Source organism: Chitinimonas lacunae (genome assembly GCF_042650885.1).
Taxonomy (GTDB): Bacteria; Pseudomonadota; Gammaproteobacteria; order Burkholderiales; family Chitinimonadaceae; genus Chitinimonas_A; species Chitinimonas_A lacunae.
On the sequence record NZ_JBHSBU010000001.1, the window covers coordinates 902,783 to 925,661 of the forward strand.

Annotated in this window: 16 protein-coding genes and 1 riboswitch; of the genes, 6 read left to right on the forward strand and 10 right to left on the reverse strand. The window is 62.6% G+C overall.

Annotated features, from left to right (window positions below; genetic code table 11):
• Positions 1-4 precede the first annotated feature (4 nt).
• The 3 genes from flhF to ACFOW7_RS04085 all read left to right on the forward strand — a co-directional run bounded on the left by flhF (position 5) and on the right by ACFOW7_RS04085 (position 3,103).
• Entirely contained in the window at positions 5-1,624 is a 1,620-nt protein-coding gene (flhF, locus tag ACFOW7_RS04075; protein ID WP_378161312.1) for a flagellar biosynthesis protein FlhF, read from the forward strand.
• Between the two features lie 4 nt (positions 1,625-1,628).
• The gene (locus ACFOW7_RS04080) at positions 1,629-2,525 is read left to right on the forward strand and encodes a MinD/ParA family ATP-binding protein (RefSeq protein WP_378161314.1); all 897 of its coding nucleotides are present in this window, start codon (positions 1,629-1,631) and stop codon (positions 2,523-2,525) included.
• Positions 2,526-2,596: 71 nt separating this feature from the next.
• Positions 2,597-3,103: a hypothetical protein gene (locus tag ACFOW7_RS04085; protein WP_378161316.1), complete on the forward strand. Its 507-nt coding sequence runs from the start codon at positions 2,597-2,599 to the stop codon at positions 3,101-3,103.
• 104 nt (positions 3,104-3,207) lie between these two features.
• On the opposite strand, the gene ACFOW7_RS04090 is transcribed toward ACFOW7_RS04085, so the two are convergent.
• The 4 genes from ACFOW7_RS04090 to ACFOW7_RS04105 form a co-directional block, all read right to left on the reverse strand.
• Complete coding sequence (locus ACFOW7_RS04090) at positions 3,208-3,795, reverse strand: TMEM165/GDT1 family protein (protein ID WP_378161318.1); 588 nt, start codon at positions 3,793-3,795, stop codon at positions 3,208-3,210.
• Between the two features lie 62 nt (positions 3,796-3,857).
• Positions 3,858-3,998, reverse strand: a riboswitch (yybP-ykoY riboswitch).
• Positions 3,999-4,228: 230 nt separating this feature from the next.
• Positions 4,229-7,051 carry a hypothetical protein gene (locus tag ACFOW7_RS04095; protein ID WP_378161320.1) on the reverse strand — a complete coding sequence of 941 codons (2,823 nt, stop codon included), beginning with the start codon at positions 7,049-7,051 and terminating at the stop codon, positions 4,229-4,231.
• A gap of 319 nt (positions 7,052-7,370) precedes the next feature.
• Complete coding sequence (locus ACFOW7_RS04100) at positions 7,371-8,561, reverse strand: branched-chain amino acid ABC transporter substrate-binding protein (protein ID WP_378161322.1); 1,191 nt, start codon at positions 8,559-8,561, stop codon at positions 7,371-7,373.
• A gap of 196 nt (positions 8,562-8,757) precedes the next feature.
• A complete protein-coding gene (locus ACFOW7_RS04105; RefSeq protein ID WP_378161324.1) occupies positions 8,758-9,501 on the reverse strand; it encodes a substrate-binding periplasmic protein in 744 nt (247 codons plus the stop codon).
• 207 nt (positions 9,502-9,708) lie between these two features.
• Between ACFOW7_RS04105 and ACFOW7_RS04110 the strand changes: the two genes are divergently transcribed.
• From ACFOW7_RS04110 to ACFOW7_RS04120, 3 genes are all read left to right on the forward strand, one after another.
• Positions 9,709-12,588 carry a response regulator gene (locus ACFOW7_RS04110; protein ID WP_378161326.1) on the forward strand — a complete coding sequence of 960 codons (2,880 nt, stop codon included), beginning with the start codon at positions 9,709-9,711 and terminating at the stop codon, positions 12,586-12,588.
• A 7-nt stretch (positions 12,589-12,595) separates the two neighbouring features.
• Entirely contained in the window at positions 12,596-14,758 is a 2,163-nt protein-coding gene (locus ACFOW7_RS04115) for a GGDEF/EAL domain-containing response regulator (protein ID WP_378161328.1), read from the forward strand.
• Between the two features lie 381 nt (positions 14,759-15,139).
• Positions 15,140-15,901 (forward strand): substrate-binding periplasmic protein, encoded by a 762-nt coding sequence (locus tag ACFOW7_RS04120; protein ID WP_378161330.1) that lies wholly within the window; start codon positions 15,140-15,142, stop codon positions 15,899-15,901.
• A gap of 395 nt (positions 15,902-16,296) precedes the next feature.
• On the opposite strand, the gene ACFOW7_RS04125 is transcribed toward ACFOW7_RS04120, so the two are convergent.
• From ACFOW7_RS04125 to ACFOW7_RS04150, 6 genes are all read right to left on the reverse strand, one after another.
• A complete protein-coding gene (locus tag ACFOW7_RS04125; protein WP_378161332.1) occupies positions 16,297-17,379 on the reverse strand; it encodes an enoyl-CoA hydratase/isomerase family protein in 1,083 nt (360 codons plus the stop codon).
• A gap of 75 nt (positions 17,380-17,454) precedes the next feature.
• Complete coding sequence (locus ACFOW7_RS04130; protein WP_378161334.1) at positions 17,455-18,231, reverse strand: enoyl-CoA hydratase; 777 nt, start codon at positions 18,229-18,231, stop codon at positions 17,455-17,457.
• A 72-nt stretch (positions 18,232-18,303) separates the two neighbouring features.
• Positions 18,304-18,915, reverse strand: a complete 612-nt coding sequence (locus ACFOW7_RS04135) for a GNAT family N-acetyltransferase (RefSeq protein WP_378161336.1) — start codon at positions 18,913-18,915, stop codon at positions 18,304-18,306.
• An 807-nt stretch (positions 18,916-19,722) separates the two neighbouring features.
• Positions 19,723-21,183, reverse strand: a complete 1,461-nt coding sequence (gene tldD, locus ACFOW7_RS04140; protein WP_378161339.1) for a metalloprotease TldD — start codon at positions 21,181-21,183, stop codon at positions 19,723-19,725.
• A gap of 38 nt (positions 21,184-21,221) precedes the next feature.
• Positions 21,222-22,031, reverse strand: coding sequence for a substrate-binding periplasmic protein (locus ACFOW7_RS04145; RefSeq protein WP_378161341.1), 810 nt, complete (start codon positions 22,029-22,031; stop codon positions 21,222-21,224).
• The gene (locus tag ACFOW7_RS04150) at positions 22,031-22,864 is read right to left on the reverse strand and encodes a carbon-nitrogen hydrolase family protein (protein WP_378161343.1); all 834 of its coding nucleotides are present in this window, start codon (positions 22,862-22,864) and stop codon (positions 22,031-22,033) included. Before ACFOW7_RS04150 ends, ACFOW7_RS04145 begins: the two co-directional genes overlap by 1 nt.
• Positions 22,865-22,879: the final 15 nt, after the last annotated feature.

Here is a 22,879-nt window from a genome sequence, read left to right on the forward strand (position 1 = left end):
CACGATGATGGTGAAGAAATTCCACGGTGCCTCGACCCGCGACGTGCTCAAGCAAGTGCGCGATGAACTCGGCCCCGATGCGCTGATTCTGTCCAATCGTCAGCTGCCCAACGGCAGCATCGAAATCATGGCGGTGGCCGACACCGATATGGCGGCACTGACCGATAACCGCCCGGCGCCCGTGCCGGCACCGCGCCCGGTCATCCGGGCCGAGCCGCCGCGTCCGGCCTCCCCCCCTCCGGCCGCACCGCCTTCGTTCAGCAAGGTGCTACAGCGCACCTACGCGCTGCCGCCCGAACTCAGCGACGACGACGAGCTGGGACCAGCCGAACTGCCGCCGCTGCGCCCGAGCCAGCCGCCGGTCACGGCACGGATCGAACCACGCGCCCCGGTCGAGCCGCCGCGTCCCGAACCGGTCCTGGCGCCGCGCCAACGGCCCGAGCCGATCTTCGACGAACCACCTCCGCCGCCGCCCTCGCAGCTACGGGTTGAACCAACCCTGACCGTCCCGCTCGAAGCTGCGCCGCCGCGCCCCCATGCGCCACGTCCGCTGGAGCCGGTCGCCGCCATGCCGCAGCCGACCGTGCAGCCGGTCGCGGCAGCGGAACCGCATGGCCGGGTCGAGCCCAAGCTCGAACCCAAGCTTGAAGGCATCTCGCACGATATCGAGGATATTTCGCAGGAAATCCGCATGCTGCGCAGCCTGCTCGAAGGTCAGCTGGCGGGTCTGGCCTGGAATGAGCTGAAGCGTCAGGACCCCGAGCGGCTCGAAGTACTGCGGCGTCTGCTGTCGGTCGGTTTCAGCCCGGCGCTGAGCCGGCAGATCGTCGAACACATGCCGGCCAACTACTCGACCGAGCGCGGCATGAAATGGGCACGGACGGCCTTGCAGCACAATCTGCCCACTGTGGGGCCGGGGGCCGACATCATCGAGGCGGGCGGCGTCTACGCGCTGGTCGGCCCGACCGGTGTCGGCAAGACCACCACGGTCGCCAAGCTCGCCGCCCGTGCCACCCTCAAGCATGGCGCGGCCAAGGTGGCGCTGGTGACCACCGATGGCTACCGGATCGGCGCACAGGACCAGTTGCGTATCTACGGCAAGATTCTCGGTGTGCCGGTTTATGCCGTCACCGACGAAAAAGACCTGCATCAGACGCTGGCCGACCTGCGCAACCGCCATCTGGTGCTGCTCGATACGGTCGGCATGGGCCAGCGCGACCAGCGGGTAGCCGAACAGATCGCCCTGCTGTCTACCCATGCCCAGCCGGTGCGCCGCTTGCTGCTGCTGTCGGCCAATGCCCAGGGCACCACGCTCGATGATGTGGTACGGCGCTACCACGGCGGCGGCCTGACCGGCTGCATCTTCACCAAGATCGACGAAGCCTTCAGCCTTGGCGCCGGGCTCGATGTGATCGTGCGCTACAAGCTGCCGCTCTACTACATCACCAATGGCCAGCGGGTACCGGAGGATTTGCATATCGCCTCCAGCCTCTACCTGATCGACCGAGTATTCAAGACCCCGCCCGAGGCGCCGGCCTACCGCTTGAAGAGCGAGGAATACCCGCTGTTCCTCGGCGCCCGGGTCGAACCGACGCTGGATTTCTCGTGGCGCGAGCAGAACTGACCTTATGACCACCCGATTCGACAACTATGTCAGCACGGTTACGTCCGACCAGGCCGCCAGCCTGCGCCGACTGGTCGGCAGCGCAGGCGGCCGTACCGTGGCAGTCAGTGGCGGCGGACAGACCGGTATCACCACCCTGTCGGTCAATCTGGCCACCGCTCTGGCTGCACAGGATCGGCGCGTCCTGCTGCTCGACGAGGATGAATCGCGCCATAACGCCATCAACCGGCTGCAACTGCGTCAGCGCTACGCTTTTCATCATGCAGCGGCGCGCGAAATCCGGCTCGACGAACTGATTCTGCAAGCGCCCGGTTTCGAGCTGATGCCGCTGCATATTCCGTCCCATCTGGCCGTCGATCTGCCACCGGGCCGGGCCGACCAGCTGGCCGACGAATACGATTCGCTCAGCGCCCGAATCGACTGGGTGCTGATCGACGCTCGTCCCATCGTGGCCGACAGCGCACCGGGGCTGGCGCTGGCGGCGGATGAAGTGGTGATTGCGATTACGCCGTCGGGCGAGTCGATTACCGACGCCTACGCCACGGTCAAGCGGCTCCATGTGGAATTCGGCCGGCGCGACTTCTGGGTGCTCGCCAACCGGGTACGCACGCTGGAAACCGCCATGGCGCTGTTTCGCCGGGTCAAGGAAGTGGCGCGCCGCTATATGGATGTGCGGCTGCGCCTGATGGGTTTTGTCCCCGAAGACGAATTGCTGGGCCGGGCCGACCGACTGGGCGAGCCGGTGACGCGGGCGTTTCCGCAGGCCGAAGCCAGTATTGCCTTCAACCAGTTGGCCGCCGCCATGCTGCGCTGGCCCCGGCGTGACGGCAGTGTAGATCGGGCGAATTTGCTGTATCGGGCCTTGGAAGTCAGTCGCAGATTGTCTTGGGATGTCAGATAGAAAATATTTAGCCAAATCAATGCAAGACCCATATTAACTTACAAAGAAATAGAAAATTTTTAAGACATTTTATGAGTAACTCCCCCTTCAAACCCACTGAGACCGTGCAAGCGGCTGGTCTCGAGAACAAGGGCGATGGCGCAGTACCGACACTGCCGCGCTGGGTCCAAATCCCTGTCGGCCTGTTGCTGGCCCTGTTCACGCTGCTCTGCCTGCTCGGCTCGATCGTCGGCTTGTTCACCCGCAATCCTCAGGCTCCCCTCCTGGTGCCCCTGGTCAGCCTGGTGATGATCATCGCCAGCCTCTGGCTGCTGCTGTGCTGCGCTCGCATGATCTTCAATTGGCGGCCCCAGCAAGGACTCATCGGGCCAGGCATATTGCGCCTGTGCGCCTGGTGCTTTCTGCTGTTGCCGCTGGGCAGTCTCTTCACGGGCTACCTGGAAGCCTATCCCGTGCGCACCTTGATACAGACGGTGGTATATGTCTCCATCTTCTTCTCGCTGCGCTCGCTGGCAGCTTCGCGGGAGCGCAGGACGCCGCAGCCCCCCATCGAAAGCGTTCCGACAGCGTCCAACTGAGCCGTTGCCACCCAATCAAAAAGCCCTGTCCATTCGGTGGACAGGGCTTTTTTGCTGGCTATCGCTTTGCCCAGCGAAGCGGACAAGCAGAACAGGTTTTGTACTTATGGCATCCCGATGCCCAGCAGCGCCAGTACACCCAGTGCTGCAAACAGCAAAGCCGCGATGCCGTGCACCAGCCGGGTCGGCAGGAAACGCGCAGCGCGTTCGCCGAACCAGACTACCGGTGCATTGGCCAGCATCATCCCCAGAGTCGTACCCAATACCACCGGCCACAGCAGAGGGTATTTGGCGGCCAGCATCACCGTTGCGATCTGGGTCTTGTCGCCCATTTCGGCGAGGAAGAAGGCAATCAGCGTGGCTAGGAACACGCCGGCGCCGTCGCGCAGACGGGTGTCTTCCTCATCGAGCTTGTCGGGAATCAGCATCCAGCAGGCCATCGCCAGAAACGACAAGCCCAGTCCCCAGCGCAGGCCGGTCGGGCCGATCAGGGTCAGCAGCCAGGCACCGACTGCACCGGCCAGGGCGTGATTGACCACGGTGGCCGCGAAAATGCCGCCAACGATGGGCCAGGGCTTTTTAAAGCGGGCAGCAAGCAGCAGCGCCAACAGTTGGGTTTTATCGCCGATTTCAGCGAGAGCGACGATGCCGGTGGAGACGGAGAAGGCTTCGAACCACATCGAGTAGAACATCCCGGGGCCGGCATATACCTATGACTTCACCCGCCGCGGCCCCATGCCGGTCGGACAAAGTCAAAGGTCTTGCCAGGTTGGACGGCCCATCAGCTTGCACTGCAAGCAGGCCGACCACTACACGCGCCATGGCCGGTGGACCAAGTATGTTGACGCGGGTTTCCGCCAGGGTGGCGGAACGGCTACTCCCCTAAGACTGGGCGGATTCTAACCGTCAACGCCGATTAAATCTATCGCCCTGTCGATCGTTTGAGCAAACACCCAGGCGTTCTGGTCGCCGGACCCGGACAGCCAGGTTTCATCCGCCTTCAACACAGCTCATCGATTCGTCTTGTCAGTGGAATCGACAGCGTTCCCCAGCGATGGCAGTAGCTCCGGCGTCAGCGGGTCGGGACACGGACACCGGGCGTCAGGCCGAAGCCAATCAACCTGCCTACCCGTTCTCGCGCAAGGTCAACATCACTTCAGGCCGCCCCGGCCAGATGGCGATCGGCAGGAAGCCGGGCGGTACTGGCATGCCGGTCAGTTCCGCCATGGCCAGGATGAAAGTGGTGAATGGCCAGGACAGCCCTTCATCAGCCGCCCCCAGCAGCCCCTTGGCCGTGAAGGTCTGGCTGGCCACGGCCACCGCCGCCAAGGCATTGCGCATGTTTTTCAAATGCGGCTCAAGCTGCCTGAGCAACGCTTCGGGCCGGTCGTGGGCCCGGGTCGGATCGAGCGCCTGCTGTAGCGCCCGGGAAGCCTGCGCCAGCTTGTCGCCGCTGCGCACCACGACGGCCAGCCGGTGCACGACACCAAAGCGCAGATTCTCGTCGATATGGTAGCCGCCGCTTGCCACCACATCGGGAAAGCCCACCCGGGCAGCCAGTGACAGATCGGGATCGGCGACACTGACGTAATGGTCGGGATAGAGCGAGAGATAACGCAGTAAACGGCCGGTCTCATCGAGTGCCGCCATATCAGCGATGCCCGCCAGTGCCACTTCGGCATGCTGGTGGATCACGGCTGTCGGAGACTCGTGGGCAAAGGGCTTTCTGTCGGCATAGTACAGATCGAGACAGCGTCGGCCGTATTTAAGGAAAGTGGCCTGGATGACTGGGGAGGAATGGGCACAGAAGCGTTCCCACTGAGTCGCGGACAGCTCCAGCGGCAATACCAGCGCCAGGTCGCGCCAGAAATGTTTGGCTCCCATCTCCTGGTCGTCCGGAATAGCCAGCAACATGCGCAGATCGAGCCGGTTATGCACACCCATCGCGCCCGCCAGTTGGTCGAGCAGATGCTGTACCGAGCGGCGATCGGTCTTTTCTCCGGCGGCGGTAAAGGCACCCAGCAGTTCCAGCGACAGGGTGGGAGTGCCGCTCTCGGGGTGCCGGCTCAGGTCAGCGACCACCCCAAGCTGGACACAGCGATGTTTCCAGGGATTGTTCACCGTGGTCTGCGCCTGGGCCTGGGCCTTTGCCACCAGCAGGCGGCCGGCACGGTCGGCCTGAAGGTGGGCGTCGGTCAGCAGCAGCTGACTGTTTTCAAACGAGAAACCGAGCAGGTCGATACCGATCCGGGCCTGGCTCATTCGGCGGAAACCGGCCAATAGCCAGCCGTCGGCATCCTGCACGGCACCAGCGGCTTCGGCCTGGCGGAGCAGATCATCGAGCAAGGCCAGCCGGCCACCGCACAGGGCGAGATAGAGCTGTCTGGCTTCATGGCAGGCCATGCCCGGGGCGAACCAGATACTGAGCATCTGCCCGGCATAGCGACTCGATTGCCATTCCAGGCCCAGCGCCAGCTTGAGCTTGGCGCGCTGGGCAATGGTCAGTGACTCGATCAGTTCCTCACGGCTGGCGGCATAGCGGGCCAGCTCCTGCCTGATCGGCGCTTCCCAGGCCGCTGCTGCCTGCGGTGGCATCGGGCTCAACCGGGCACCCAACTCGCCCAGCGAAGCCAGTAACTGTTTCCGTGCCGGCCCCTCCTCTTCCAGATTGCGCGCCAGCTTGTCCATGGCCTGCCCCAGACGCTCGCCGGCCTCGTTTATCGCTTCGCTGACCAGCGGCCGCAATCGGGCGCTCAGCGTCTCTTTGAGCTTACCCGCCGCCTTGTCGAGCAAGCGTCGGGTCAGCCGCTCGGTCAAGCCATCCGGATCGGCTGAACCATTGGCCAGACCACCGAGCGCCTGGTCCAACTCATCGGCCAAGGTATCGGTCAGCCGTGTCACCAGCTGTTCGCGCTGCTCCCAGGTGCTGTGGCCACCAATCAGCAGCGTCACCAGATCCTTCAGTCGGTCGCTGTCGATCTCCTGGAGCAGACGCTGACGTAACAGATCACGCACGCCCTGACCGGGCCGGGTCAATGAATCGAGCCGCGCTCCCTGGGCCGCCGGCCAGGCGGCGCGCAATACCTGCTCGGCGCTGTCGGTGAGACCGGACAGATCCAGCCCTGCATTGAGCTTCAGCGAAAAATCGCCGCTATGGCCGCTGCCAAGGTTGAGCACCACCCGCAGCCCCTTGATGCCATGATGCAGCTCAGGCTGAACCCGCAAGCGGTAGTCGCCGGCCAGCTGCAAACGGGCCTCGGCCCGTGCGGAGAGCGACAGGCCAAGCTGTGCCTTGTCTCCGTCAAGCCCATAGGTCCAGCCAGCCGCGCTGGCAGCGGCACCGGCGGCCAGACTGACGTACAGATCCCCCTGCATGCTCATCGACAGCCCACGGAAGCGGTTGTCGCCCACCCGCTCGAGCAATCCCTGCAAATCGGTCGGCAGCAGCCAGTATTCGCTGGCATCGGTGATGGCCTCAATCAGCCTATCCCCTTTGGAACCCTCGATAAACCAGTCGATCCGGGCATTGCCATTAGCGCCTGCCTTGGGCTCGACACTGCCCCAGGCGCCGATCTGCTGAGTACCCGTCAGCGACGCCTTGAGTTCGAGTGCCGCGCCGTAGCACAGCAGCAGATGATCCAACGCCGGTTCGATGCCCAGCTGCCTTTGTTGCGCCTCGTCGAGCAGATCGATATCGAGCCGGACCGAGTTGCCGACCACGGCATCCCAGCTCCAGCCGGCATCGTCAGTCTGAATCTGTCGCCCGGCATCGAGCAGGGGCAGACTCAATTCGGGCATTGCCTCGCGCGGCAGGTCGCCGATAGGAGTCGCCAGACGCTGCACCTGCTCATCGGCCCCCAATGCCTTGAGTATCTGCGGCATCGACTGGCTGGGGTGGTTGATCCACTGTCTGGCCTGATCGACCAGTTTCCGGTTCAGGGGGATCAAGTGGCTTCTTGTACTTATCATCAAAACACCTCCGCCGTGCAGATAGTTGGAAGAGACCGCGCCCGCACTGTAGCGCGGCTACTGTGTCCCGGCCCATCCTCCAAATGGAGGGTGAATTCCGCCCAGCCTCCAACTGCCCCCGCCACAGCCGAGCTGGCGTCCTGCTGCGCTCGGGCACCGCACCCTAAGACCGGACAGAGGTTTCAGCACAAAAAAATAAAATAATCAGCAAACCCACTGCAAGATAAATAGGGATATAAAAAGAAAAATGGCTGGAATCTGCCTTCCAGCCATTTCTCGATCCAACTGCGGAAAACGTTTATTGACCGCCGATGGTTTCCATCACCTTCCAGTCACCGCCTTCGACCTTATAGACGGTGATGCCACCGTCACGCAGGTCGCCGCGGGCATCGTAGGCGATCTTGTTGGAAGTGACGCCGGCGTATTCGATCTTGGCCAGCACCGGCAGATACTTGGCCGGCTCGACCGAATCGGCCTGCTTCATGGCCGCGATCATGGTGCGCACGGCGTCGTAGCCATAGGGCGAGTAGATTTCCATCTGGCCGAATTTGGCCTTGAAGCGGGTCTCGAACTCTTTGCCCTTGGGCATCTTGTCGAGCGGCAGGCCGGCCAGCGAGGCAATGGTGCCTTCGGCATCGGTGCCGGCGAGCTTGAGGAAGGTCGGGGTACGGGTCATTTCGCCCGACAGCAGCGGCGCCTTGATGCCGAGCCGCTTCATCTGCTTGACCATCGGTGCGGCCTGGGCGTCGGCGCCGCCGTAGAACAGCGCATCAAAGCTGGCCGCTTTGAGACCGGTCAGGATGGCGGTGAAATCGGTGGCCTTGTCGTTGGTGAACTCACGACGCACGATCTCGGCGCCGGCGGCCTTGGCGGCCTTCTCGAATTCATCGGCCAGACCTTGGCCGTAGGCGGTGCGGTCATCGATGATGGCGATTTTCTTGGCGCCCAGCTTCTCCACCGCAAACTTGCCGACCACGGCGCCTTGCTGGGTGTCCGAGGTCATCGAGCGGAAGGTGGTGTCGTACTTCTGATCGGTGAAGGCCGGGGCCGTGGCCATGGCGATCTGCGGCAGACGGGCTTCGTGGTAGATCTTGGAAGCGGGAATCGAGGTGCCCGAGTTGAAGTGGCCGATCATCCCGGCAATTTTCTGATCGACCAGCTTCTGGGCGATCTGGGTGGCGACCTTGGGGTCGGCCTGGTCGTCTTCAGCCACCAGCTCGAACTTGACCGGCTTGCCGCCAATGGTGGGTTTCTCGGCGTTGGCGTCTTCGATCGCCATCATCACGCCATTCTGGTAGTCCTTGCCCAGATGGGCCTGCGGACCGGTCAGCGGGGCGGCAAAGCCGAGCTTGACCGTTTGCGCCTGACCGGCAGCCTCAGCGGGTGCAGCGGACGGCTCCGGACTGTCGGCCTTCTTCTCACCACAGGCGGCCAGCGCAAAAGCGGCTGCGACGACAAGGCTCAGACGGGTCAGCATGGGGCGTTGCATATTGTCTCTCTCCTGATTGGACGAACCGGGCGGGATCAGCCCGGCAGCGGGCCGATTATGGCCAGCCGGCCACCTCAGCGGCAATAGCGGGGTTTCCCTAGTACCAGGGCGCTTAGACAGTCCGGCGAAAGGTTTTTCAAAACAACTTATTCACCAACTTCTGTCTTGCAGAAGATTTTCCTGTTTTTTTAGGAAGTTAGAGACCGTAGCGACGCCGCAAGGCGGCGATTTCATTGGCGTTGCGGCTTAAAAACTGGTCGAACTGGCGGATCAGTTCAGGATGGCGCCGACTGGACAGATAGTAGTGACTGTCCTGGATATCGAGCAGGCCAGGGTCCGGCACCAGCGCCCCCTCGGCCTTCAATGCCCTGAGATGGTGGTTGGCGACCTGCCAGGCCATATCGACTGCATCGACCCGGTCCAGCATGGCCATTTTGAGCAGCTCGCGCGCCCCTTGCGCCTCTTCGACCCGGATACGGCCGGCGGTGATGTCGTCCTGGAACTTCCACGGCGTGAAGCCGCGGATCACCCCAAGTACCTGCACCGATTCGCGGCCGCGGCCCAGCCGCTCGGGTTTGACCAGGATCACATTCTGGAACACCAGCAAGGGCGCCGAGTAATGGAGTTCCAGGCCCTGTTGGCGCTTGGTGTCGCTGTTCCAGCGCGGGCTGTCGGGAAACACCAGATCGAAGCGACCCTGCCAATATTCACGATAGAGCCGCTTGACCGGCAACGGTCGATAGACGAAGCGGTGACCATGCTGGGCGGCGAAACGGTCGAGCACATCGCGGGCGTAACCGACGTAGCGCTGTTCGGGCCCGCTGACGCTGAAAATGGGGAAGTAATCGATATCTTCGACGCCGACCGTGAATTCAGCGGCGAGCGCAGCAGCGCTCAGCCAGACGACAGCCAGGGCCCGAAAACCTTGTTGTCGAATCACGCCCCTCCTCCTGCGTTGCCGTGCCACTGCTTCACTATAGTCCGGCCGTCTTGATAAGCCGGCAGAGCCGGGCAAATACACTAAGATTGATCAAAGCGTCGAATACAGACGCAGCTTTTCATTCCACCCAGTCGCATTCCTTGTCTCCCAGTCAAGGCTATGCCACTACCGCGTTCCCCGCGCGGTGACGGAAAAGGAGGGGGAAAGATGTCCACCCTGTTCGCCGCCTGGCGCCGCTTCTTTGCGCCGTCCGGCCCCGGACCGGCGCTGGCGCTGGGCTTGGTCAGCCTGGCTTTGGTGTTATGGATAGCCGTATCGCAGTCGACCCGCTTGGTAGGTCCGCTGCTCGGCATCCTGGTCCTACAGGTATTGCTGCTGTTACGCCGCTGGCTGCCGCCGGCCCGGCCGGTTGCCACAACGGACCCTGCCACGGCGCCGTTTTCATTGGCCAATCTGGTCGATTACGCTCCCAATCCGATGCTATTGCTCGACGAGCGCGGCCGTATCCGTATGGCCAACCGCCCGGCCGAGCAGCTCACCGGCTACAGCAATGCCGAACTGAGCGACCAGATTTTCGCCAGTCTGCTGCCCGACCGTCCTGACCCGGCCCTGCCGGGTTTTCGTCATATCAACCATACCGATCAGATGCTGCGGCGCAAGGATGGCAGCAACGCCCCGGTCGAGATCAGCATCGGCCCGGATGGCACCATGCTGGCCGCGCTGATCGACCTGACCGAACGCCATGCCGCCGAGACCCGGTTCCGCATGCTGGTGGAGGCGTCGCCCACGGCCATCCTCCTGGTCAATACCCAGGGCCGTATCGTGCTGGTCAATGGCCAGAGCGAAGACCTGTTCGGTTATGCGCGCACCGAAATGCTGGGCCAGCCGATCGAGATGCTGATGAACGAACTCGATCAGGAAGGCCATGCCCGGCTGCGTTCGGACTATGTGCGCACCCCGACTTCGCGCCGGATGGGCAAGAACCGCGATCTGTACGCCCGTCACAAGACCGGGCGGGCGATTCCGGTCGAAGTCGGCCTGTCGCCCATCGTGGTTGGCAATGAAACGCTGATCCAGGCGGCGGTGGTCGATATCAGCCTGCGCAAGCAGACTGAACAGCATCTGCGCGAACAGGCCGAGCAACTGAGCCAGGCCAGCCGCTACAAATCGGAATTCCTGGCCAATATGTCGCATGAGCTGCGCACGCCGCTCAACAGCATCCTGATTCTGAGCGAACAGCTGCGCAATAACCGCAAGGGCAATCTCGACGAGCGCCAGGTGATGCATGCCGATCTGATCAACCGCTCGGGCACCGATCTGACCCAACTGATCAACGACATCCTCGACCTGTCCAAGGTCGAGGCTGGCCTGATGCGAGTGGTGCCCGAGCTGATCGACCTGGGCCAGTTGGTCAGCGATCTGTGCGATACCTTCCGGCCGCAGGCGCAGACCAAGGGGATCGAGCTGCACTGCAATGTGGCGTCCAACGTACCCCGGCTGATCCATAGCGATCCGCAGCGGCTGTCGCAGATCCTCAAGAATCTGCTGGCCAATGCGCTCAAGTTCACCGAACAGGGCTCGGTCCGGCTCGATATCACCCGGGCCGAACCGGCCAAGCCGCCGCAGGTGCCGGACAACGCCTCGCTGGCTTTCCGGGTCAGCGATACCGGCATCGGCATTCCGGCCGACAAGCAGGCGCTGATCTTCGAGGCATTCCAGCAGATCGATGGCTCCACCAGCCGCCGTTTCGGCGGTACCGGCCTGGGGCTCACCATCTGCCGCCAGCTGGCCGAACTGCTGGGCGGGGCGATTACGGTCAACAGTCAGATGGGGGTGGGCAGCCTGTTTACCCTCTATCTGCCCAGCCAGGAACAGGACGACACCGCCGCCCCGTCCACGCCACGCGGCACCGCTTCGTCGAGGCCGCACGAGCTGGCCCCGCCCGAGCGGCGCGAGGTGCTGATTGTCGAGGACAACCCGCAGTTCGCCGAGATTCTGCGCGATAACGCCGAACAGTTCGGCCTGGTCCCGGTCGTCTGCAGCGATGGCCAGAGTGCCTTGCATCAATTGCAGGAGCGCCAGTTCCTGGCCGTGCTGCTCGATCTGCTGCTGCCCGATATCAGCGGCTGGCACATTCTCTACAAGATCAACCAGCAGCCCCCCGAGCGGCGGCCGCCGGTGCATATCCTGTCCTGCGTCACGCCCGATGTGAACTGGGAAAGCCATGCCGCCAGCTATCTGGTCAAGCCGGTGGCAGCCAGCGATCTGTCGGCGCTGTTCCGCCAGATCGCCAGCGGCTATCCGGCCACCAAGCTCGCCCTGTTGCTGGTCGAAGACGACCCGGTCGAGCGCGACGAATACCTGACCCGTGCCAAGACCCTGGGCCTGCACAGCCGTGGCTGCGCCACCATGACCGAAGCCATCGGCCTTTATCGGGCGCAGCATTTCGATCTGCTGGTGATCGATGCCAAATTGCCCGACGGCTCGGGCATCGAGCTGCTCGACCGGCTCGACCGTATCCGGCCTTTGGCAGCAAGCCGGATCATTCTGCACACCAACCTCGATCCCGATCCGGAACAGAGCGCCATTCTGGCCCGCCACCAAGTACGACTGGTCGGCAAGACCGATAGCCGACGCGAAGCGCTGGTGCAGGCGCTGCGCGAGCTGATCCTGCAATTGCAGACCCCACCCGCCGAGCCCTGCAATGAACCCTTGCGCCGGCTGCTGCTGGTCGATGACGATGAGCGCAACTGTTATGCGCTGAGCCTGTTGCTCGAAGGAATGGGCTTTGCTGTTGATCTGGCACATAACGGTCGCGAGGGCGTCGAATTGGCCCAGACGGGCGACTATGCGCTGATCCTGATGGATATTTCCATGCCGATCATGGACGGCTACGAAGCGATCCGCATCCTGAAGCAACAGATGCGGTTGGAGACGCCAATCATTGCCCTGACCGCCCGGGCAATGAGCGGAGACCATGACAAATGCCTGGCCGCCGGCGCCGACGACTATGTCTCGAAGCCGGTCACCAGCAGCAAACTGGCCCAGGCACTGTCGCATTGGCTGGACAAGACACCGAAGGAGTAGCCCGACTATGCACGACAACAGCGACCGACCGACGCTGCTGCTGGTCGACGATATACCGGCCAATCTGCTCAGCCTCGAAGCGGTACTGGGAGACACCGACTGCAATCTGATCTCGGTGACATCAGGTGAGGCGGCGCTGGAGGTGCTGCTGCAAAAGCCGGTGGCGCTGGTATTGCTCGATGTCCATATGCCCGGCATGGACGGCTTTGAAGTGGCGCGACATATCCGCTCCAACCGCCGTACCAGCGAAGTGCCCATTCTGTTCCTGACCGCCCAGATGGATGACCCCGCCTCGATCGAGCGCGGTTATGCCGCAGGCGCTACCGACTATCTGACCAAGCCGCTCAATATCCACACGCTGTGCGCCAAGGTAGAGAAATTCCTGGAGATGCACGCGACCCGGGTCAAGCTGGAAAAATTCAATATCGAGCTCAACGAGGCGCGTGCTTATTACTCGGCGATTCTGAACACCACGGCCGAGGGCATCCTGGTGGTGTCGAACGAGTGTGTGATTCTCTACACCAACCCCTCGGCGCGCCGGCTGCTCAATGCGCCCGAGCAGCAGTTGATCGGCTATGACTTCTCGGCGCTGGTGCGGGTGCCGTCGAGCGACCATGACGACCGGCTCGACTTCGAGCGCCTGCAAAGCCATGCCCTGCACAGCCCCACCACGCCGCTCGAAGCCACGCTGGTGTCACCGAGCGGCATTATCCTGCCGGTGCAGCTCAGTTGCGCCGTGCTACAGGCGCCGCATGAAGGCATGGTGGTGGCCTTCCAGGACATCAGCCAGATCAAGCATCTGGAGCAGCGACTGCGCCAGCAGGCGGTGACCGATCCGCTGACCCAGTTCTACAACCGGGTCGGTTTCTTCCAGATCGCCGGAGCGGCCGTGGCCCGGGCGGCGCGCGGTGGGGCGCTGCTGGGGCTGCTCTATCTCGACCTCGATGGTTTCAAGCGGATCAACGATACCTATGGCCACCAGGCCGGCGACCAGCTGTTGCGCGAATTTGCACTGCGCTTGAAGAAAATGGTGCGCAAATACGATGTCTGCGCCCGGGTCGGCGGCGATGAATTCCTGGTGCTGCTCGATGAACTCGAAGACGAAACCCAGGCGTCCTTCGTGGCCGACAAGATCATCATGGCCCAGCGCGACCCCTACCCGATCGGCGATACGCTCGTCTTACTCGGCGCCTCGATCGGCATCGCCACCTATCCGGCCTGCGGGGCCACGCCCGAGCTGCTGATGCAGGCGGCCGATACCGCGATGTACCAGGCCAAGCGCGAAGGTCGCAATCAGTACCGCTATTTCACTTCCGAAATGAACGGCCGGGTCCGCGCCCGCATGATGCTCGAAGAAAGCCTGTGCGAAGCAGTGCGCACCCAGCAATTCATGCTGCATTACCAGCCGCAGATTCGGGTCAGCGATGGCCGTCTGATCGGGCTCGAAGCACTGCTGCGCTGGCGTCACCCGAGTGCCGGGCTGATCATGCCGGGGGTGTTCATTCCACTGCTTGAGGAAACCGGTCTGATCATCGAGGTCAGCGACTGGATACTCGAACAAGCCTGCCGCCAACGCCATGCCTGGCAAAACCGTCTGGCGCCCGAAGTGACGGTGGCGATCAATCTGACGGCACGCCAGTTTGCCGACCATCGGCTGGTCGACTATATGGCAGCGTTGCTGGCCAGTATCGAGCTGCCGGCGCGCTGTATCGAACTCGAAGTCACCGAAAGTGCGCTGATCCACGATATCGAATTCAGTTGCCAGGTCATCCGCGATCTGCGCGCCCTTGGGGTGCGAATCGCCATGGATGATTTCGGAACCGGCTATTCCTCGCTCGCCTATCTGAAACAGTTGGAGGTCGATGCCATCAAGATGGACCGGCTGTTCGTGGCCAATCTGCAAAGTTCGCCACGCGATCAGGCGATTGCCTACGCCATCATCGAGCTGGCCCATCATCTCCAGCTCGAGGTGATCGCCGAAGGGGTGGAAACCCAGGAACAGTTCGACCTGCTGGCGCAGATGGGCTGCGAAACCATCCAGGGCTTTCTGTTCTCGCGCCCGTTGCCTGCCGACGAGCTGGAGAAAATGCCATCAGAGTTCCGCCCTCGCACCAGCGCAGCGGCACCGGCCAGCCAAAGCGCGACGCTGCAAAAGGAAGTCAATAAATAGAAAATTTTAGGAAATACAACTGCAAGACACAGAGCCAGAAATATCTAATTTAGACAAATTCCTGCAATTTACCTACCCCTACCCGGACGCCACCACAGTCACGACCGATCACCACGCCGGTGCGCCGCGTCCGCTTTGCGCCGACAGCCTTAGCTGGGCTGCGCCGGACGCCGAGCAAACCCTATCGTCCCGTATCGCCGCATTCAAGAAGAGGCTCGTTGACTGCCGCTGCGCCAGGGTGTGCGGCAAGGCATGGTTCCGGACGGGACCAAGAAGCGGCCGCTTGCGGCTGGTACAGCCAAGTGGTTTGTTCTATCACCAAGCTAGCGGCGGCGGTGCCATCCCGGTACCGGTTCGTCGAAACCTGCCTGGGAGATGACTATGTTCCGTGCCTTATCGCGTTCCATTCTTTGTCTGCTGGCCGCGACGCTGGCCCTGGTCCAGGCGGCCGAGATACGGCTGGCCAATGGCGAATGGGCGCCTTATCTGGCGGAGAAAGCGCCGCATAACGGTTTTGCCTCGCATGTGGTCACGGCGGCATTTGACAAGGTCGGCGTCAAGGTGCGTTACGAGTTCTATCCCTGGGCTCGTGCGCTGTCGATGGTGCAGAACGGGGAAATCGCCGGCTCTGTCGTCTGGTCGCGCTCGCCCGAGCGCGAGCCCTTTGCCCTGTTCAGCGAGCCAGTGATTACCGACGAGGAAGTACTGTTCCATCTCAAAGAAAAGCCTTTGAGCTGGAACGATGTCTCCGACCTGCGCGGCAAATCGATTGCCACGCCGCTCGGCTCCAAGCTCGGCATGTGGGAAGCCCCGATCAAGAGCGGCATTATTCGTAACCAATCGGTTCCCAATGTCGAAGCGGCCATGAAGATGCTGCTGGCCGGTCGGATCGATTTCCTGCCGATGATCAGAACCGTCGGCTATCAAACCCTGCGCGGCAAGCAGTTCAGCGACGCCGAACGCGCCCGTATCGGCCACGCCAGCAAGGTCGCCGACAAGATCGACTATCGCCTGATGCTGTCACGCAAGGTCGCCGGCAACGAACAGATGCTGGAACGCTTCAACGAAGGCTTGCGCCAACTGCGCAAGAGCGGCGAATACGCCAAGATGGAAGCCGATCTGCAAGCGGGCAAATACGATTGAGCTGTGCAGCTTTGGCGCATTTCGCTTTGAGTCGGCGTCGCCGCCAGACCGGGGGGCGATACGCCTGTGCCTTGAAGTCCGCACCCACTGACTCCGAATTGGCTGAAAATGCTCTGATGCGCCGTCCGGCCCAGGACGGCGCTTTTGTTTGCCGGAAATGATCAGGGCAAGCATCGCCATCAATATCGCGCTGCCAGCCGCGGCCATGACGAGACGCCAGGCCATTTCCTCATCGGCGGCATTGCTCAGCGCATAGAAGAACAGCCAGCCACTCATAGACAGATAAGCCAGGAAATGCAGGGCGATATTTGCCGAAATGCGCCAGAACCTGTCGAGGACGCAAAAAAGCCGGTTCATCGGAACCGGCCTGGAGCTTTCTGCAAGCAGGGCAACGCTCAAGTCGTCGGCTGATGGAAATGCGCTTCGATCACGGCCGGGTCAACTCCGGCCAGCGTGGCGGGCTGCCAGCGCGGCGCATTGTCCTTATCCACCAGCAGCGCACGCACGCCTTCGGCGAAGTCATGCTGGCGGCAACACTGGCGCGACACGTTCAATTCCATCTCGAAGACTTCGCGGAGCGACAGATGACGCGCCCGTTTCTGTGCTTCGACGATCAGATGCATCGACGTGGGCGAGCCGGCCGCCAGTTTCTTGGCACCACCACGCAGCCATTCGTCGTCACCGGCATAGTCGGTGATCGCCTTGACGATTTCTTCGACCGTATCGTAGTCGGTCAGGGCCACGATGGTGTCGTAGTGGGCACGGACCTGCGACGGCGGCAGATCGAGCGCCGCCTGGCGGCTGGCATCGCGCAGATAGTGCGACAGCAGCCGGCGATCGGCCTCGCCCTGCCCTTGCCATGCCACAGCCTGTAGCGCTTCGATCAGGCCAAGGCGGAAAGCACTGGGGAGCGCAAAGTCGGCCAGGCCGACATAGAGGGCGTCGGAAGCGCTGAATGAGGCACCGGTGAGGCCCAGGTAGATGCCGAGTCGGCCGGGCAGGCGGTTGAGGAACCACGAGCCGCCGACATCGGGATAAAGCCCGATGGTGACTTCGGGCATGGCAATACGCGACTTCTCGGTGACGATACGGTGGCTGGCGCCCACCATCAGACCGACACCACCGCCCATCACGATGCCATGCCCCCATACCAGCAGCGGCTTGGGGAAGCTGTGGATCAGATGGTCGAGCGCATATTCCTCGGTGAAGAAATCATCGCAATGGGCCAGATTGCCGGCGCGGATGGCGTTGTGGATATCGACCACATCGCCACCGGCACAGAAAGCGCGCTCGCCCGCGCCTTGCAGCAGCACGCAGGCAACAGCAGGGTCATCGCGCCAGGCGCGCAATTGTGGCGCCAAGGCCCGGATCATCGGCAGGCTCAGCGCATTGAGCGACTTTTCGGCATTGAGGGTGGCGACGGCAATCTGATGGCCATTGGCGGCCGGATACACGGAAAACAGAACGGGATCAGTCATCGGCGGCATCGAACAGATCGGCGCGACGGACAGGCCGTCGCGCGCTGGGAAGGACGGGAAAACCGGACGCAATGCTCAGCGGTTCTTCCACTCGGGTTTACGCTTGGCCAGGAAGGCCTGGACGCCCTCTTTCTGATCCTCGGTATCAAACAGATCGGCGAAAGCTTCACGCTCCTGCGAAAGCGCCTGCCACATCGGCTGATGACGGGCGGCACCGATCAGCTTCTTGCACGCCTTGACCGCCGAAGGGCTTTGCCGGCCCACTTGTTCGGCCAGTGCCAGGGCCCGCTGACGGGCTTCGCCGGTCGGCACGACTTCCTCGACCAGACCGATACGCAGCGCCGTCGGTGCATCGACCCGTTCACCGCACAGAATCATCTTCTTGGCCCAGCCCTCGCCGACCATCCAGGCCAGGTTCTGGGTACCGCCGGCACCGGGCAGCAGGCCGACGGCGGCTTCGGGCAGCGCCATCACGGCTTGTTCTTCAGCAATACGGATATCGCAGGCCAGCGCCGCCTCGAGGCCGCCGCCCATGGCATAGCCATTGATGGTGGCAATCGAAACACCACGGAACTGGGCCAGGGTTTCGAAAGCCTGGCCGAACAGTTCGATCATGCGGCGACCACGGGCCTTGTCGCCGTCGGCAAAGATATTGAGGTCGGCACCGGCACTGAAGAATTTGGCGCCGTCACCGGTCAGGACCAGGGCATAAACATCGAGGTCGTCGTTGAGCTGTTCGACCAGTTGCTTCAATGCCGGCAGGCTGGTTTCGGTCCAGGTATTGGCGGGGGGATTACGGATGGTGATCAGGGCAGTGTGGCCCAGGCGCTCCAACTGAAGCAGGTCGCTCATCGTGTCTCCTCGGTTGTTCGATAAAGAAACACTATAACGCCAGGGCCGACGATGGCGCCAGCAAGTTGACGTTTACGTCAATTGGCCGGCCAACAGGCGGCGCATCTGCTCGCTGGTGGAGCCGGCCACCTGGGCCAGCTCGCCCACGGTGCGCTCGCCGACCTCATTGCACAGGTCCAGCCATTCACTGGCCATGCTGACCGGGCTGGCGCTCAGATTGGCCAGCCGCGCCATTCCTTCACCCGAGCCGAGAGACAGGCTCATCCCCAGGCTACGGGCCAATTCCATCAGACTGGTGTTGTAAGGCAGGAAGTACATCACGATTTCACGGACACCGACATTGCGGGCATGAACAATGGCCCGGGTCAGCATCCGGGTAGCAAGGCCACGGCGTTGGAAAGGACGCTCGACGCTGACACCGATCTCACCACACAGACCGCGCGCATCGATCCCGAGGTGGGTGTGGCCGATAAGCTGGGTCGAGCCGTCCTGATCGCGGTGCAGAATGCCGAAATGGGCATCACGGCTGAAATCGAGCTGTTCGACATAGCGCTCCACAATCTCGGTGGCCACTGGCTGGCCGAAACGCTGGGTCCGATCTTCCATCTCCAGCCGCAGCAGGTGGGCCAGAATGGCCGGACGGTGTTCGGCACGCAATTGATTCAGCAGAGGGATCGACGACATGGCGCTACTCCTTTTCCAGATGTGAACCTCGGTCTACCTTCGCATTCGATGTTGTATCCCGTGTTGTGGATGGTTTGTGCATTGCAGCAGGCGAATTTTATGACAAAGGCAAAAAAGATCAATCGAAAAAATCCGCTTTTCACCCAGCTCGACAGTCCTCCAAGCAAGCCACGTTCCCAGCCTCATCAAGCGGTCCATTTTCCTTCCCCCCAGTCACCCACACAAACCCCCTCCATTAGAATCTCCGACTTCCTCTCGATATCCTCAAAATAATCAACCATTTAATCAACATCCTCCGGTAAACAATTAGCGGAGAATTCCTCAACTCCGCACGCTCCACCGCCACCTTCCTTATCCCTCCTCGCTCGCCTCCCCGCTTTCCAAGAATATTCCGTCCAGATGGACGGCTATCTCCGCGCCTGCTCGCCGCTGGGGATTTTGCTGCAACGCGCAAAGAGGAAATGGAGGTGAAGATGGTCACCAGGGAGGATGGGATAAGGAGCGTCCAGAGCCGCCCAACGCAGGGATGGCTTCTGTTTCTGGCGCTGAGGGTCGCTCTTGCTGGCGGCGACCGGACGCTGCGTCAGAGGCGATATGGGATTAGCGGCGCTCAAGGCATTTCGTAAAAATATTTAGTTTCTCTTTATATATATTTTCCTGTCTTGCAAGCATTTGGCACTTAAATTTAAAAAACGCCGCCCTTTGGCAGGGCGGCGCTTCTGGAGTAATGGAGACCAGCGAGTCAGGCTAGCAGAGCAGGCTTGGCATCGGGATGCTCCGACGCCGATTGCTGTGGCAAGCCTCGAATCAGGCCGTGCCCCCGATGGTCAGGCCACCGTCGATCCGGATGGTCGGTTGCCCGACGCCGACCGGTACATGCTGGCCTTCCTTGCCGCAGGTACCGACGCCCGGGTCGAGTGCCATATCGTTGCCGATCATGCCGACCCGGGTCAGCACATCGGGGCCGTTGCCGATCAGGGTGGCACCTTTGACCGGATATTGGATCTTGCCGTCTTCCACCCAATAGGCTTCTGCCGCCGAGAACACGAATTTGCCCGAGGTGATGTCGACCTGACCGCCGCCGAAGTTGACCGCGTAGAGGCCACGCTTGATCGAAGCGATGATCTCGTCGGGCGATTTGTCGCCGTTGAGCATCACAGTATTGGTCATGCGCGGCATCGGGATATGGGCATAGGATTCGCGTCGGCCGTTGCCGGTCGGGGCCACGCCCATCAGGCGGGCGTTCAGATTGTCCTGCAGGTAGCCGCGCAGGATGCCGTCTTCGATCAAGACGGTGCGTTGGGTCGGATTTCCCTCGTCATCGACATTGAGCGAGCCACGGCGGTCGGGCATGGTGCCGTCGTCGATCACCGTCACGCCGGCGGCCGCCACCCGCTCGCCCACCATGCCGGCAAAGGCCGAGCTGCCTTTACGGTTGAAATCGCCTTCAAGGCCATGACCGATGGCCTCGTGCAGCAGGATGCCGGGCCAGCCGCTGCCGAGCACCACGGTAAACTCGCCGGCCGGGGCCGGCCGGGCATCGAGATTGATCAGGGCCTGCCGGACCGCCTGGCTGGCGTAGTCCTTGAGTACCTCGTCGGTGAAATAGGCATAGTCGAAACGGCCTCCGCCGCCGACCTGACCGGTCTCGCGTCGGCCGTCCTGCTCCACGATCACATGGATGCCCACCCGCACCAGCGGCCGCACATCGGCCGCATGGCGGCCGTCGTGGCGCACCACGAACACCACCTCATATTCGGCCGACAGGCTGGCCATGACCTGGATCACCCGTGGATCAGCCGCCCGGGCAAAGCCTTCGAGCCGCTCCAGCAGCGCCACTTTTTCGGTATGGCTGAGACTGGCCAGCGGATCGACATCGCGGTAGAGGCCGCGCCCTTCGGTGCGGGCCGGATGGGCCGCCACGCCGCTGCCGCCTTGGCGGCCGATGGCGCGGGTGGCGCGGGCCGCTTCGAGCAGCGCCGACATACCGATATCGTCGGAGTAGGCAAACGCGGTGCGCTCACCGCTGATCGCCCGCACCCCTACCCCCTGGTCGATATTGAAACTGCCCGATTTGACGATGCCTTCATCGAGGCTCCACGCCTCGGACCGGCTGTACTGGAAATACAGATCGGCATAATCGACATCACGGGTCATGATTTCGCCGAATACCCGATCCAGCGCCGGCAGGTCGAGCGAATACGGTTGAAGCAGATAGGCATCGGCCGTAGCCAGCGGCGGCACGGCAAGCGAGGGAGCTGTAGTCATGGGCTTGGCCGCGCCGGGCGCGGCCCTCCTTTGTCGGGTCAAGGTTTGGGAGTCAGCTCGCGCGCCTCGCGCGGAGAGACATAGTTGCGATAGATCTTTTCCAGCGTGCCGTCCTGGCGGATGCCGTCAAACAGCATCGACCAGGCCGCGAGCTGCGCCGCATTGAAACGGCGGCGCGACAATATCCAGCCGCCCAGAAGCGGCGGTTCACTGCCGTTCCAGTCGTACTGCACGACCAGGCCATCGAGCCCATTGAGTTTGAGCAAGTGCCCCGCCACCAGCGGATGCGCCACCATGCCCTGGATGCGATTGAGCCGCAGCCAGCGGAACAGGGTTTCGATATCGGACGCCTCCTCGATGCGTCCTTCGGTGGCCAGGCGGCCGATCAGACGGTCGTATTCGGCACCGTGACGGAAACTTCTGACCACGCCCATCCGGAGCGAGCGGTCGGCAAGGAAAGCCTCGGGCGAGTCGATTCGGCCCGCCAGCGAGTTGGGCAGCAGAAAACGATTCCTGGAAACCAGATAGGGCAGAAACAGGCCGAAACGTTCCCGCTCGGGCGTCGGCAAACCGGCAGTTGCCATATCGAGCTGGCCATTCTCGAGCAATTGCCAGATCAGCACCCGCGACAGCTCGCGGCCGCGCAGGCGACAGCCGGAACGTTGTTCCAGCTCACGCGCCAGCTCGACATCGACGCCGGCTGGCTGATCATTCTGATCAAGGTAGTACAGGCTGCCGAAGCGGAAATACGCCAGCGACAGCGGTTGCTGGCAGCCGAACCGTGCCGGGTCGGCGACGGCCAGGCCGCCGCAGCATACCAGACACAGCAGGGCCAGCCGGTTGCCCATCACAGCACCCGATGCGCCAGCGCCGGCAGACTTTGCCGCAGCGTCGCCTGATAGTCGCGATCGATCGCAGCCACCACCACGCCCGAGCCACGATCGAGCCGGTCGAGCACCTGGCCCCACGGGTCGATGATCATGCTGTTGCCGTGCGTCTCACGGCCGTTCTGATGATGGCCACCCTGGGCCGAGGCCAGCACATAGGCCAGATTCTCGATGGCCCGTGCCCGCAGCAGCGTCTCCCAGTGGGCACGGCCGGTGGTTTCGGTAAAGGCGGCCGGCACCACCAGCAGATCGACCTCGGGCATATGGCGAAACAGCTCGGGAAAGCGCAGGTCGTAGCAGACCGCCAGACCGATCCGGCCAAACGGCGAATCGAACACCACCACGCTGTCGCCAGGGCTGATGGTGGCCGACTCGCGGTAGGATTCCTGCCCCATCTGAAAGCCGAACAGATGAATCTTGTCATAGCGCGCCACCTGGTTGCCGCGATCGTCGTAGACCAGACAACTGTTCTTGACCAGATCGGGCTGCTCGCACCAGAGCGGCACCGTGCCACCGATCAGCCACACCCCGTAACGGCGGGCAGTGGTGGCAAGGAAATCCTGGATCGGACCCTGGCCCGGGGTTTCGCGTACCGCCACCTTGTCGCGGTCGGACATCCCCATGATCGCAAAATACTCGGGCAGGGCGACCAGCTTGGCCCCCTGGGCGGCAGCACGGCCGATCAGCACCTCGGCCTCGCGCAGATTGGTCGGGATATCGATGCCGGAGGCCATCTGCACGGCAGCGATGCGCGGCGCATGGGATGCGGTGCGGACGGAACTGGGGCTGGACATGAGGCTTCCTTTCTG

Excerpts from the sequence above, each read along its gene's own strand:
- flhF (WP_378161312.1), top strand. The coding sequence starts at position 5 with ATGATGGTGAAGAAATTCCACGGTGCCTCGACCCGCGACGTGCTCAAG.
- ACFOW7_RS04080 (WP_378161314.1), top strand. The coding sequence starts at position 1,629 with ATGACCACCCGATTCGACAACTATGTCAGCACGGTTACGTCCGACCAG.
- ACFOW7_RS04085 (WP_378161316.1), top strand. The coding sequence starts at position 2,597 with ATGAGTAACTCCCCCTTCAAACCCACTGAGACCGTGCAAGCGGCTGGT.
- ACFOW7_RS04090 (WP_378161318.1), bottom strand. The coding sequence starts at position 3,795 with ATGTTCTACTCGATGTGGTTCGAAGCCTTCTCCGTCTCCACCGGCATC.
- ACFOW7_RS04100 (WP_378161322.1), bottom strand. The coding sequence starts at position 8,561 with ATGCAACGCCCCATGCTGACCCGTCTGAGCCTTGTCGTCGCAGCCGCT.
- ACFOW7_RS04110 (WP_378161326.1), top strand. The coding sequence starts at position 9,709 with ATGTCCACCCTGTTCGCCGCCTGGCGCCGCTTCTTTGCGCCGTCCGGC.
- ACFOW7_RS04115 (WP_378161328.1), top strand. The coding sequence starts at position 12,596 with ATGCACGACAACAGCGACCGACCGACGCTGCTGCTGGTCGACGATATA.
- ACFOW7_RS04120 (WP_378161330.1), top strand. The coding sequence starts at position 15,140 with ATGTTCCGTGCCTTATCGCGTTCCATTCTTTGTCTGCTGGCCGCGACG.
- ACFOW7_RS04125 (WP_378161332.1), bottom strand. The coding sequence starts at position 17,379 with ATGACTGATCCCGTTCTGTTTTCCGTGTATCCGGCCGCCAATGGCCAT.
- ACFOW7_RS04130 (WP_378161334.1), bottom strand. The coding sequence starts at position 18,231 with ATGAGCGACCTGCTTCAGTTGGAGCGCCTGGGCCACACTGCCCTGATC.
- ACFOW7_RS04135 (WP_378161336.1), bottom strand. The coding sequence starts at position 18,915 with ATGTCGTCGATCCCTCTGCTGAATCAATTGCGTGCCGAACACCGTCCG.
- tldD (WP_378161339.1), bottom strand. The coding sequence starts at position 21,183 with ATGACTACAGCTCCCTCGCTTGCCGTGCCGCCGCTGGCTACGGCCGAT.
- ACFOW7_RS04145 (WP_378161341.1), bottom strand. The coding sequence starts at position 22,031 with ATGGGCAACCGGCTGGCCCTGCTGTGTCTGGTATGCTGCGGCGGCCTG.
- ACFOW7_RS04150 (WP_378161343.1), bottom strand. The coding sequence starts at position 22,864 with ATGTCCAGCCCCAGTTCCGTCCGCACCGCATCCCATGCGCCGCGCATC.